Here is a 12413-nt window from a genome sequence, read left to right as displayed (position 1 = left end):
GTTCTGATGAGAGAGCTTTCATAAATTACCCAAAATGGTAAATGGTAATCTCCTGCGCATGAAAAGTATCGCCTTCCCAGAAGCCGTTCATTATCAAGCTGCGGCCGACCTCCAGATCCGCCTGGGTTCCCGGCGTGTTTGTCGAAGTGATTCCTCCGTCAGAGCTGCTGCAGATAGTGAACACGGTCTGATCATTATATTCAATATCAAGAAGCGTCTTGTCTTTAGTGGAGGAATAAGAGATCATGGATCCGTCATCCAGTGTTTCGTTAAAAATCTGATTCACCACAAAGCTGTTGGTCCCGATGGTCTCAATTTCGCCTGACAATTCAATGATGGCATGATCTGTGTCTGAAGCCTGTCCTTCTGTCTGCCCGCCGTTTTTGCCGGCATCATCAGCGGATGTATTTGCTGAAGCATTGCCTGAAGCAGGTGCATTACCGCTTTCCGTTATGTCTGCAGCTGACTGGCCGCTGCTTTCTGCAGCGGAAGGGGTTTCAACTTCACCGGGCCGGGAAGTAGGCGCGCCGCTCTCCTGCGTTGCCTGTGAAGGGGAGGAATTCTCTTGTCCGGATTGGGAAGAGCTGCCACAGGCAGCCAGAACGGCCGCGCACAGAAGGACTGCGCACAGGCACCCGGGGATTCTTTTCGTTTTTCTGTCTTGTTTTTTCATTTGCTTTTTTCCTTTCCTGTATGTAATCAGGCGGATTGCCGCCGTAAAAACAGGATATCAGGTTTATCTCTAAGAACCTTCTAAAGGAAACGGTAACAATACGGACGCCCAGACTGTTACCGGAAATGGGCAAAGAAATAGGCGGCGGTCTGGGAACGGGAGCTGAACTCCTCGGTTCTAAGCATGGCCTTCAGCTCTTCCCGGGTATAGAGCCCTGCGGTAATTTCTTCATTGGCAGAGGTATGGTCGGAAAAAGTTCCTTCAGCTTCCAGTATTACCATGTAGGTGCTCGTATCGGAAAAACCTACCGCAGAATAAGAGGGCGGCAGGATATCCAGGAAACGGGCGACGGTAAGGCCCGTCTCCTCATACAGCTCGCGGCGGGCGCAGTCCTCCACGCTTTCACCCTCCTGAAGCATCCCGGCGCACAGGTTATATATGGATTTATTGATGCTCATACGGAACTCCCGAAGTAGGAGCATGCGTTCCTTTTGAAAAGCAATTATCGTGACGCCGCTTGCCTTCCTGCCGATGTCCTGGGGAGAAGCAAGGCGGTTCCGGCTGACCAGTTCGAAAACTTTTTCTTTACCGCTTTTATTCAGATAGGTAAGCTCGTAATGCTTCAGATAGGCGCCTTCATGTATATTTTTCATACGGAGCAGCCGCATTGTTTTTTCCTCCAGCGAAAATGTTTGTAACCGGCAAGTCCAAAGCAGCCGGGAAAAAACTACTGTTCCAGCTGTTCTTTTAAGGGGCGACGGATTTTCTTCCGGGTGATTTCCACCAGGCCCAGAGGGGTCATATCAATCAATGCCGTTTTTACCGGATCCCGTTTTAACTGCGCGGACAGGAATTCCAGCAGTTCCTGTCTGTCGTCAGCCTCCTCCATGTTTATGAAATCCACCAGGATAATTCCGGAAAGATTACGCAGGCGCAGCTGTCTGGCAATTTCCAGGGCCGCCTCCCGGTTGATCATGCGGAAGGTGTCACGAATGCCCTTCTTACCGCTGTATTTGCCTGAATTTACGTCGATAACCGTGAGGGCTTCCGTCGGTTCTATGACGAGATAGCCGCCGGATTTGAGCCATACACGCGTTTCTGTGGCCTCCTTAAGCTTTGCAGACAGGCCGTACAGATTGGAAAGGGATACCCGGGGATCCTCATAAAACTGCAGCCGGGACAGTTCCTCCGGGTACTGGGTTTTCAGGAAATCAGCGGTTTCCTCATATAGTTGTCTGTCGTCCGTTATAATTGCATCAAACTGGTTGGTATAGGTGTCCCTTATTTCCATAAGATAAGGACTGGCAGGACGGTACAGACAGCTGTAGCAGGTACGTTTGTCGGCAACTGACAGAAGCTGGCAGGCCAGCGCAGAAAGCTTTTGGATATCGGAAACCAGCGGTTCCTTCTCCGTCAGCTCCCCGGCGTTGGTGCGAATGATGAGGGAAGCATTTTTCAGGACTTCCGTCAATTCGTCTGCAGGGAGGAAATCCCTCAGCCGCTTTTTGACTGCAGAATCCAGCTTGCCTGAAAAGACCAGCCTGCCGGGAGCTTCGGAAGGAATGAGGACCGCATAACGGCCGGAAAAGGAAAGCTCCGGGGTTACCACGGGATCCTTGGTTTTAACGGCCTCTTTTTCCACCTGGACAAGGATCTCGTCCCCAGCCAGCAGCCGTCCGTCATAGGGGCGGTTCAAAAGCCTGGGCTCCGCTCTGCCGTCCAAAGGAAGGAATGCCCGTCTGCTCTGCGTGAGATCCACAAAAGCGGCATTAATATTTTTCACCACATTGTTGATTTTCCCTACATAAATGCTGCCCAGAATGCAGGTATCGGCATCCGGGGCAGCGGGCGCGCAGGCAGCCGGCTGGTAGGCATTAACCTCCGTCAGCCGGCCTTCATTGAGGAGCAGGGACAGAATATGTCTGTCCTGTCTGAGTAAAATCAGTTTGGAATCGTTCAAAAATCTTCCCCCACTTCATCCAGCGGCACGAAAACGGGAGATTCCGCCGTACCGGTGTTGGTATAGGTTTCTTCCCGGACCTGCTGAAGCGCTATGGACGGCAGTTCTTCCTCCTGCGCATAAGGCTGACCCGCAAAGTATGGCAGCCGCTGCTGCCCGGCAAACCGCCACAGGGCGTTTATCAGCAGGGCCGGCTTGATATTGCCGCCGCTGCTGGCATCCACCAGAAATTCCAGACTGCCGTCTGCCGTTATTCTGCACTCATAAATTCCGGGTCTCAGATCCATCTGAGAGGTTCCTTTTTTTGTTTCCTTGGTAACCATAATGGCCGGCTGGGCAAGAAAGTCCTCCAGACAGGAATCAAGGAAATGGAAATCAAACGCAGGATCCTTAAAGTATACAGTATATCTGGCGGCCGCCACACTGGCCATGGCATTCCCCGCATTTTCCGGCAATGCCTTCACACTGAGGATTTCAATGCCTGGAACGCTCACTTCATTCAGCCTGCGGCACATCTCTGCCGAAGACATTTGCGGTTTCAGGGCATTTTCTGCGGAGTTTTTCACCTCTATGTCCATATATTCCCCATTACTGTACATTCCTACTCCCAGCGGAGAGGCAAAGCTCATGATTTGGTGTGGGCTGTAGCCTGTGGAATAGGCCACGTCAATACCGGCCCTGCGAATCGCTTTCTGGAAAAAGCGCATCACATCCAGATGGCCGATGAATTTCATGCAGCCATATTTAGCAAATTTTACACGTACCTTCATGCCTGCGCCCCTCCTTTCTCTTCCTGTGCCGGCGGCTGTGTTTCTCCTGCAATTCCGCCGGTGTCCTGATGCAGCTGGGCATATTCTGTCAGCGTACGCGCTGAACCGTCTTCAATTTCCCCTTGCGCATTTCTTTCCTCAAAACAGATGCCTCCTTTAAAGCGGGAAGCACCGCAGCCCTGGCACTGCTGTTTACAGTTGGGGGTTACAATTCCCTCCTGGGCACGGAGCCATTCTCTCTTCAGGAATTCCTTGGAAACACCGCAGTCAAGAAAATCCCAGGGGAATATTTCATCCAGGCTCCTTTCCCTTGTGGTATAGAAACTGATATCAAGGCCGCATTCTTCAAAAGCCGCAAGCCAAACTTCATTTTTGAAAAATTCACTCCAGGAATCATAAAGGCAGCCTTTTTCATAGGCCTTCAGGATAACGGGGGCAATCTTTCGGTCGCCTCTGGCAAATACACCTTCCAGAACGCTTACATCGGCTTCGTGCCAGTTGTATTTGATTCTTTTCTGGTTCAGCTGTTCCCTGATTGCCGTTTTCGTCAGATGGGCTTTTTCCAGGAATTCCTCCTTTGTGCTCATCTTCGCCCACTGGAAGGGGGTAAAGGGCTTGGGAATGAAGAACGATGTACTGGCCACAATCTGCACCTGTCCCGTTCTTTTTTCTCTGGGAACCGTCTCAAAGAAAAGCGCGGCAATTTTATTGGAAAGCTCGGCGATGCCGCGGATATCCTCTTCTGTCTCCGTGGGCAGGCCCAGCATAAAATACAGCTTCACTCTTGTCCAGCCGCCTTCAAAGGCCATGGCTGCACCCTTGAGGATTACCTCCTCCGTCAGGCCTTTATTGATAACATCGCGCAGTCGCTGGCTTCCGGCTTCCGGCGCGAAGGTCAGGCTGCTTTTTTTCACATCCTGTACCTTGCTCATGATATCAAGGGAAAAAGCGTCGATACGCAAGGAAGGCAGTGAAATATTCACCATACGTTCACGGCAGGTATCCATAAGGAAGGTTACCAGCTCTTCCAGCCTGGAATAATCGCTGGAGCTTAAGGAGCTGAGGGAAATTTCCTCCTGCCCCGTGCTTTCCAGCATATCGATGGCATACTGTTTAAGCATGTCCACATCCCGCTCCCTCACCGGGCGGTAAAGCTGCCCGGCCTGGCAGAAACGGCAGCCTCTGATACACCCCCTCTGAATTTCCAGCGTAACCCTGTCCTGGGTGATTTTGATAAAAGGAACCACAGGCTTCCTGGGGTAATAGGTATCCGTCAGATCCATCTGGATCTGCTTGAGAATCCTGGATGGGATTCCTTCCACATTCGGGGTAAAAGAGGCGATGGTGCCGTCTTCCTTATAGCTTACATCATAAAGAGAGGGAACATACATACCAGGAAGCTTTGCGGCCTCAATGAGAAACTCCCTGCGGCTGTTGCCGTTTTTGCGGTATTCCTTATAGAGATCCAGAAGCTGCCGGTAGATCGTCTCTCCTTCTCCAATATAGAAAATATCAAAAAAGTCTGCGATAGGCTCCGGGTTATAGGTACAGGGACCGCCGCCGATCACGATGGGGAAGGTTTCATCCCTGTCACGGGAAAGCAACGGAATTCCCGCCAGATCCAGGATCTGCAGAATATTGGTGTAGCACATTTCATACTGAATGGTGATGCCTAAAAAATCAAAATTTCTCACAGGCTCCTGGGATTCCAGCGCGAACAGCGGGATATGCTTTTCACGCATTATTTTGTCCAGATCCACCCATGGGGAATAGACACGTTCACACCAGGTATCCTCCCAGCTGTTGAACATGTCATACAGGATCTGAATCCCCAGGTGGGACATGCCGATTTCGTAAACGTCCGGGAAACACATGGCAAAGCGGATATCTACCTTGTCTTTATCCTTCACAACCGCGTTTACCTCCCCGCCGATATAACGGGCAGGCTTCTCTATATTTAACAATATTTCATCACTTAACGCTAAATTGCCCGTGATTAACTCTCTTGTATTCGTTGAAACATTGTTTTTTGTGGTTATTTTGTTCATTCTTTTTTTCGCCTTTACTGTGCAATTAATACGATTATATTTTCTCTTTTATTTTGACTGGTTACAATTGTTATTACAATATCACTGGCTGATAAATATCATGAAAATCTGGGACAAACTGCTTTTGCTTTTCATACCATGCCCGTTTTACAATGAGTTCATCAATCACCCAGGCTGGAACAGGAACGCACCGGATACTATTTGAAGTTCTTGTTTCAACTTTCTGTGTCGTCAGAATTTCTGTTTCCGCATTGATATTACGTCCCAGCTGTCTCTTAATATATATTGCACCTGATGAAAAGTCAACATCTTATCCGCCAGGTGATAGTTTGACATATATCGCCCTGCTATACGGATCGTATATCTCTCCACATCAAAATTTTCATGCCGGAGACCACGAATCTCTCCTGATCTGAGTCCTGCAAAAAGGCCAGGGAGAATTTCAAAATAGCAGCCGGGATGCTCAGATGATTAATTTCTTCAGCTTTTTTTGGCTTTATACCCTCCTTCCAGTGTGTAATAAACCGTAAAATTATTTAAATTACGGTACGTTTTACATATCTCCAACTGTCGTTTATGAAGTGTACATCATTCTCCATGTAAGCATTACCTTCTAACCGCTTACAATGGAAAACTTGATAATCCGTATAAATTGTACTATATGTTTTTTTTTATGTCAAAGTCTTATGATCCGTTCATTTATCAAAACTGGATTTGATAATCCTATAGATTCAAGAGTTATTGCCGCCCTTTCATTAACAAAGTTTATTCCGTATCCGTCTGACATAAAGATCTGCTAATCTATTACAATGCATATATAGGTGGGCACCCTCCTTATTTACCTGAAGGGCAAATAAAAGATATCATCCAACAAAAATGCGGATATTCTTTCACTTAAAGGATTACCCGAAGAAACATTTCGGCAAAAATTCTTTGAGCTGCATACATGCATTGATGAAGATGATGAACTATATAAGTCATTTATTAATACTCTGAAATGCCAGCCAGATATGGTCCCCAGTATTATCCTGCTCCGAAGATTTTATTATATATGGAAAAAGCTGAAAATCGCCTAAAAAGTTTTACATTTGTAAATTTTTTATGGCTGTGCTATACTAATGCCAGAGGTGAAGTAAAATTATGATTAAAAATACTACAAATCCCGCGGCCATCCGTTCCCGAAATGCCCTTGCCACTTCTCTGGTTTCGCTGCTTTTGGAACGCCCTTTAAAAGACATCACGATTGAGGACATCACCAGCAGCGCCGGCCTGTCCCGGCAAACCTTTTACACGAATTTCAGCCAGAAGGAGGACATTCTGGAGAACTCTTTAAACCAGCTTTTTTCCATGTTTATAAACGGTCTGCCCAAGCTGCCTGAAACGCTGGAAGAGATGCTGGCCGTCTATTTCGAATTTTGGAGCGGTCACAAAAAGTTCCTGTCCGTGCTGTTTGACAATCAGCTTTCCCACATCTTTGCCATCGACAACATTTTTCTTTTCAAAAATGAGTTTTCCTTTTATGCCAAAAAAGGAGCCAAATCACAGGATGAACTCCCATATCTGGAAAATTATCTGGCCGGCCTGACTTTTCAGCTGCTTCGCACCTGGCAGCAAAATGCCTGGAAGGAGGAAACGGAAACAATTGTGCATCTTGCCTGCCGTCTTTTGAAAGGGGATTTTTTGATTGAAAAATAAGAATGTAAACAAGAAACTGATCATCGGCATCATAATCGTCGGTGCATTTATCAGTTCATTAAATCAGACTGTAATGACTGCCTCACTGCCAAGAATTATGACAGAATTCGGCATCACTGCAAGCGTGGGACAATGGCTCACCACCGGATATCTGCTGGTAATGGGGATCATGATTCCCTGTACCGGTTATCTCATGGAACACTTTTCTTCCAGAAAATTATATCTGATCTCTGTTTCCCTGTTTTTTATCGGCTGCGCGGCCGCCGCATTTTCTCCCAACATTTATCTTCTTCTTTTGGCCCGTGTGGTGCAGGCGCTGGGGGCCGGAATCCTTCTGCCGCTTCCCCAGGTTGTGGCATTCCGGCTTTACCGGCCCGAAGAGCGCGGCACCATTATGGGCATTGTAGGGCTCACCACCGGATTTGCGCCGGCTTTTGGCCCTACTTTTGCCGGATGGATTGCGGATTCATTTGGCTGGCGGAGCATTTTCTATATTATGTGCGCCCTTGCTGCCCTGAGCATTGTATTGGGCATAGTAAAACTTCCGGAAGAAGAAAAGCATTCGGAAGGAAAGCTGGATATCCTCTCCGTAATACTGTCAACCATCGGCTTCTGCGGTCTTTTGACTGGCGTCTCCAACCAGGGAATTTACGGCTTTTTCTCACCTGTAGTCTTCGGTCCTCTGGCGGTGGGGATTCTGTGCATCGTGCTTTTCTCCCTGCGGCAGCTGAAGCTTCCCTCCCCTCTTCTTGAACTGCGGATTTTCCAAAACAGGAATTTCACCCTGGGAACAGTCCTTTTGATTTTCGCCTACGGCTCCATGCTGTCGGTTTCCACACTGCTGCCCATTTATATTCAAAATCTGAGACATTATTCCGCCACCGTCTCCGGTCTGGTCATGCTGCCGGGCGCTCTTTTTCTGGCTCTCTTAAATCCCCTGTGCGGCAGGATTCTGGATAAAAGGGGGCCTTATCTACTCTCTCTTGCAGGGCTGGTGCTTCTGGGCGGCGCAACCTTCGGCCTTTCTTTTATCGGTATCGACACGCCGCTTGCAACAGTGGTCATCCTATACGCTTTCCGTACGCTGGGGGTTGTGGCTCTTCTTCAGCCGCTGCAGACCTGGGCGGTGAACTCGGTAGAATCGAAATTTATTTCCCATGGGACAGCCCTCATGAATACGGTGCGCCAGGTGGGCGGTTCCATCATCAGCGCCCTTTTGGTAACAGTCATGTCCGTTTCTGCCAGGGACAATGGGGATATGAAGGGAATTGAGACTTCTTTTCTGGTAACTTCCATTCTTGTTTTTCTCTCCCTAGCTGTCAGCGCCGTATTGATGCGCCCGAAAAAAAGTGCGGAAGAAAGCTGGGAAAAAGAATCTGCCGCCGCTTTGCCGGAAGATTCTTCCCATATTATCATCACAATTGCCCGGGAATACGGAAGCGGCGGCCGGGAGATCGGCCTGAAAGTTGCCCGGGCTTTGAAAATCCCTTTTTATGACCGGGAACTGATCGCCATGGAAGCCCGGGAATGCGGATTGTCCAGCGATTATGTGGAATCAACGGAGGAAGGCCTTTCTCTGCGGGATACCGCATGGAACTGGGCCGCTCAAAGCTATGGTGCCTTTGAGACCCATCTTTTTGCCACCGGAAATCTGAGTGAAGCGGATCGTCTCTTTCAGGCACAGCGGCAGGTCATCAGGCAGATCGCCCGGAAAGGCTCCTGCGTCATTATCGGGCGGTGCGCTGACTATATTTTAAAAGATTATCCCGGCTGTCTGCGCATCTTTATCCGCTCTGATCCAGGCCAAAGGCGGCAGCGCATCCAAACCGAGTATAAAATCCCTCCCGAAAAAACAGACGCCGTCATGAAGCAGAAGGACAGTGAACGGGCTTTTCATCATAAGCGTTACACCGGTCAGACCTGGGGCGCTCCCTCCAACTACCATATCGTTCTGAACAGCTCCCTTTTGGGGATTGACAGATGCGTGCGGCTGATCGTGGAGAGCGTCCGGACAGTAAAATAATCTGATTAAGGTAGGGGCTATCTATTAACTGATAGCCCCTTTCTTCGAAGGAAAACATTAGCTGCCGTCTGTGTATACCCAAAGTAAAAAGATTATGCAATATAAAAATACTAATTATAGGAATAATTAAAAGTACCTGAAAAGTTTTATCATATATTTTTGATACCTTATCGCCAAATATTTTTGCGGCAATTAATTCACATATTAATATGAATATATCTGATATATTCTGAAAATTTTGATTTACCGGTATAACATTATCTTTTTTCATTAGCAAGTTGAGAGCTCAACAAACTGCGATGCAGTTTACTTTAAAGGATAGAGGCATTGTCATATGATTTAAAAAATAAGTCTTTTCCAAATAACGTGAAAATCCCCGTAAACCCGGAAGCTTTCAGGCAATTCTTTTTTTATTTTGTTTCTCCAAATAATCATTTTGAGTAAGCAGTATATACAATACTGATTCATACTAACACCTTCCCATTTTGCCTGCAATGCAAGCTCACGATGAAGGCATTATGGCATCCGCAGTTTAAACGGTCCGGGATACTTCCATAGTTATATCCGGTTCAGAAGATTCCTGGCAGTTTCTGTTATTTCACAACTCCTTAGCTTATTGTCCGGTATCTGACTTATCCTGTAAAATATAAGGAAACTGGCTGATAAAATCAACGAGTTTTGTTTCCTGTACATTGACAGCCGCTTCAATCTGCTGTGCGGTGATGCCCGCAATACTGACATCCTGCCCCCGGCAAAAATAATAAATACCAAATAACAGCACTGCAATAACAAGCCGCAGGCCAAAGGAGGACATATGTACGCTTTCATCCGGACGTGAATACTCCGCCGCAGTCAACGGATAGCCATATTCGTCAAAGCCGCCGTAGCTGTCGCTTTTTCCATAAAGAATTTCTTCCCGTGTACGGATACGCATCTGGTTATTGTGGTTTTCTTCTCTTATCAGGCGCATCAGCTCCAGTCTGCGCTGGGTGTTATTATCCTGGTTCATAAACGACCTCCGGCTCCGGAAGCTTTTTTAATTCCCGGAGCCAGTTTTATTCTTATTAAAAAATATGACCGGATATGTCAGGACATACCAGTTTTTTTGTGGGACAGCCTGCGATATTCCCGTAGGAACAGAATGCTGGTTACAGTAACCGCAATCGTATCAGCCACCGGTTCGGCCAGGAATACGCCGAATACCTTATCAGGAAGTATGGCGGGCAGCAGGAAAATAAGCGGTATCAGCAAAATAACCTTTCTTAAAAGCGCCAGAAAAACAGAGGTCAGCGCGTTGCCCAGGGCAATAAAGGTTTGCTGACAGGCAATTTGGATGCCAAACAGCAGGGATGCCGCCATATAAATACGGATAGCCCATTCCGTATAAACAGCCAGTTCTGCATTGCCTGTAAAAATGGCAATAAAAATCTGTGGCAGGAACATGGCAATCGCCCACAGCAGCGTGCTGTATGCAAGGCATGCAACCAGCAGCAGGCGGAAAGCCTTCTTCACACGGTCAATGCTTCCGGCGCCGTAATTAAAGCTGATAATGGGCTGCGCGCCCTGGGTCATTCCCTGAAGCGGGAGCATGGAGAACTGCATGACACTGGTCATAATTGTCATGGCCCCTACTGCGATATCTCCGCCGTATTTTAACAGAGAGGTATTAAAGCATACGGAAATGATACTTTCCGTAAACTGCATAATAAAGGGAGACACACCAAGACCGATGCTGGGAAGGATAATGGCAGCCGACAACTTCAGATTTTTCCTGCGGATGCGCAGAGAACTTTTATCGGAGGAAAGGAAACGAAGCACCCAGACAAAGGATACTGCCTGTGAAAGAATAGTGGCGAGCGCCGCACCTCTGACGCCCATATTCAGGCCGAAAATAAAAATCGGATCAAGGATAATATTGCAGACAGCGCCGATTGCTACGGTAAGCATACCGGTTTTGGCATAGCCCTGGGCATTGATAAAGGCATTCAGGCCGAGAGATATCTGTACAAATAAGGTTCCTATGCCATAGATCTGCATGTAGGCCCAGGCGTAGCCGATGGTATTTTCACTGGCTCCAAATAACAGCAGAATCGGCTGGCCAAACAGCAGAATTACCGCCGTGAGCACAATTGCCATCAAAACAAGCATAGTGGTACAGTTGCCCAGTATTTTTTCTGCGGTTTCGTTATCCCCTTTTCCCATCATAATTGAGGCCCGCGGCGCACCGCCCATGCTTACCAGCGCCGCAAATGCGGAAATGGCCATGATAACGGGCATTGTTACGCCTACACCCGTCAAGGCGCTGGGACCCACCTCCGGTATGTGGCCGATATACATGCGGTCAACCATGTTATACATGACATTGATGATTTGTGCCAGTATGGCAGGCAGCGCCAGCCTGAAAAGAAGCTTCCCGATACTGCCGTTTCCAAGATCGGCTTCTTTTTCCTTTGTTGCTTTCATAGATAAAATCCCCTTTCAATAGTTATATTGTGGCTGCCCGGAGGGATGCCGCCAAATACAGCATTCTTCTGTCCTGGCTGGGTAGCGGTATCTGGTATACCTGTGAAACCTTAGGCTTTTTCCTAACGCTGGCAGTAATTGAGTTATTGTAACGGCCTTGAATATAATAGCATTTCAAGGTTGGAGTCTCAGATACTGTCCTCTCTTTAAATAAAATAACTTTCGATGACTTTCATAACAAATCATGAGCCTTCCCAGGCATATCAGAATTTTTCCATTAGCCAGGAAAAACAGTGCTTCGGATAGCGGCATATACCAGTAGTTTTTTATATGTTGATTTGTTCTAAAAAGAACTAATCTGATAAATAATATACAGTGAAAGCGAACGGTTGTCAATTAAATTTCTCACTTCCTAAATATACTTGATTTCTATACTCTTCTTCTATGCAGATAATGGGCTCCTTGGATACCCGGGAGCTCGGTGAGCCATAATTTAAATACATTTCCTATATACGGAGGAAGACCTACTGTACATTTGCATAAGGTTCGGTTTAACAAAATTTCAATCCACTTCTTCTATACAGAGGAAGACGCTGTGTGCCATGAATAACTTATAGACTGCACCATTTCAATCCACTTCCTCTATACAGAGGAAGACATTTCCGAGTAAGAAGGATTCCTTTGATAGGATATTTCAATCCACTTCCTCTATACAGAGGAAGACCAGGATGTACCGGACCCTTCCGGTCTGCGGCATATTTCAATCCACTTCCTCTATACA

At 47.3% G+C, this 12413-nt stretch carries 9 protein-coding genes and 1 pseudogene; 2 read left to right on the top strand and 8 right to left on the bottom strand.

What is annotated here, in order from left to right; genetic code table 11:
* Positions 1-25: 25 nt before the first annotated feature.
* From HMPREF1548_RS23315 to HMPREF1548_RS23295, 5 genes are all read right to left on the bottom strand, one after another.
* Positions 26-673 (bottom strand): hypothetical protein, encoded by a 648-nt coding sequence (locus tag HMPREF1548_RS23315; RefSeq protein ID WP_021639130.1) that lies wholly within the window; start codon positions 671-673, stop codon positions 26-28.
* 116 nt (positions 674-789) lie between these two features.
* Positions 790-1326 carry an NUDIX hydrolase gene (locus tag HMPREF1548_RS23310; protein ID WP_276946432.1) on the bottom strand — a complete coding sequence of 179 codons (537 nt, stop codon included), beginning with the start codon at positions 1324-1326 and terminating at the stop codon, positions 790-792.
* A gap of 74 nt (positions 1327-1400) precedes the next feature.
* Positions 1401-2633, bottom strand: coding sequence for a ribonuclease E/G (locus HMPREF1548_RS23305; protein ID WP_021639128.1), 1233 nt, complete (start codon positions 2631-2633; stop codon positions 1401-1403).
* Positions 2630-3403 (bottom strand): TIGR03936 family radical SAM-associated protein, encoded by a 774-nt coding sequence (locus tag HMPREF1548_RS23300; protein ID WP_021639127.1) that lies wholly within the window; start codon positions 3401-3403, stop codon positions 2630-2632. Before HMPREF1548_RS23300 ends, HMPREF1548_RS23305 begins: the two co-directional genes overlap by 4 nt.
* A complete protein-coding gene (locus tag HMPREF1548_RS23295; protein WP_021639126.1) occupies positions 3400-5451 on the bottom strand; it encodes a TIGR03960 family B12-binding radical SAM protein in 2052 nt (683 codons plus the stop codon). The genes HMPREF1548_RS23300 and HMPREF1548_RS23295 overlap by 4 nt, the downstream gene beginning before the upstream one ends.
* Positions 5452-6591: 1140 nt before the next feature.
* On the opposite strand from HMPREF1548_RS23295, the gene HMPREF1548_RS23290 reads away from it, so the two are divergent.
* A complete protein-coding gene (locus HMPREF1548_RS23290; protein WP_021639123.1) occupies positions 6592-7146 on the top strand; it encodes a TetR/AcrR family transcriptional regulator in 555 nt (184 codons plus the stop codon).
* On the top strand, positions 7136-9169 hold the full coding sequence (locus HMPREF1548_RS23285) for a DHA2 family efflux MFS transporter permease subunit (protein ID WP_021639122.1): 2034 nt from the start codon (positions 7136-7138) through the stop codon (positions 9167-9169). The genes HMPREF1548_RS23290 and HMPREF1548_RS23285 overlap by 11 nt, the downstream gene beginning before the upstream one ends.
* Before the next feature lie 339 nt (positions 9170-9508).
* Here HMPREF1548_RS23285 and HMPREF1548_RS30950 read toward each other — a convergent pair.
* From HMPREF1548_RS30950 to HMPREF1548_RS23275, 3 genes and pseudogenes are all read right to left on the bottom strand, one after another.
* Positions 9509-9673 (bottom strand): annotated as a pseudogene (locus HMPREF1548_RS30950) (hypothetical protein); the annotation flags it as partial.
* Positions 9674-9782: 109 nt separating this feature from the next.
* On the bottom strand, positions 9783-10178 hold the full coding sequence (locus tag HMPREF1548_RS23280) for a hypothetical protein (protein ID WP_021639121.1): 396 nt from the start codon (positions 10176-10178) through the stop codon (positions 9783-9785).
* Between the two features lie 77 nt (positions 10179-10255).
* A complete protein-coding gene (locus HMPREF1548_RS23275; protein WP_021639120.1) occupies positions 10256-11632 on the bottom strand; it encodes an MATE family efflux transporter in 1377 nt (458 codons plus the stop codon).
* Positions 11633-12413 lie beyond the last annotated feature (781 nt).

Source organism: Clostridium sp. KLE 1755 (assembly GCF_000466465.2).
In the GTDB taxonomy this organism is placed as follows: Bacteria; Bacillota; Clostridia; order Lachnospirales; family Lachnospiraceae; genus Eisenbergiella; species Eisenbergiella porci.
The sequence above is the reverse complement of the archived record's forward strand: the minus strand, read 5'-3'. Positions and strand labels throughout refer to the sequence as shown.

Bases quoted from the DNA above. Each gene is read 5' to 3' on its own strand.
- HMPREF1548_RS23300 (WP_021639127.1), bottom strand. From the start codon at position 3,403: ATGAAGGTACGTGTAAAATTTGCTAAATATGGCTGCATGAAATTCATC.
- HMPREF1548_RS23290 (WP_021639123.1), top strand. From the start codon at position 6,592: ATGATTAAAAATACTACAAATCCCGCGGCCATCCGTTCCCGAAATGCC.
- HMPREF1548_RS23275 (WP_021639120.1), bottom strand. From the start codon at position 11,632: ATGAAAGCAACAAAGGAAAAAGAAGCCGATCTTGGAAACGGCAGTATC.
- HMPREF1548_RS23295 (WP_021639126.1), bottom strand. From the start codon at position 5,451: ATGAACAAAATAACCACAAAAAACAATGTTTCAACGAATACAAGAGAG.
- HMPREF1548_RS23315 (WP_021639130.1), bottom strand. From the start codon at position 673: ATGAAAAAACAAGACAGAAAAACGAAAAGAATCCCCGGGTGCCTGTGC.
- HMPREF1548_RS23310 (WP_276946432.1), bottom strand. From the start codon at position 1,326: ATGAAAAATATACATGAAGGCGCCTATCTGAAGCATTACGAGCTTACC.
- HMPREF1548_RS23280 (WP_021639121.1), bottom strand. From the start codon at position 10,178: ATGAACCAGGATAATAACACCCAGCGCAGACTGGAGCTGATGCGCCTG.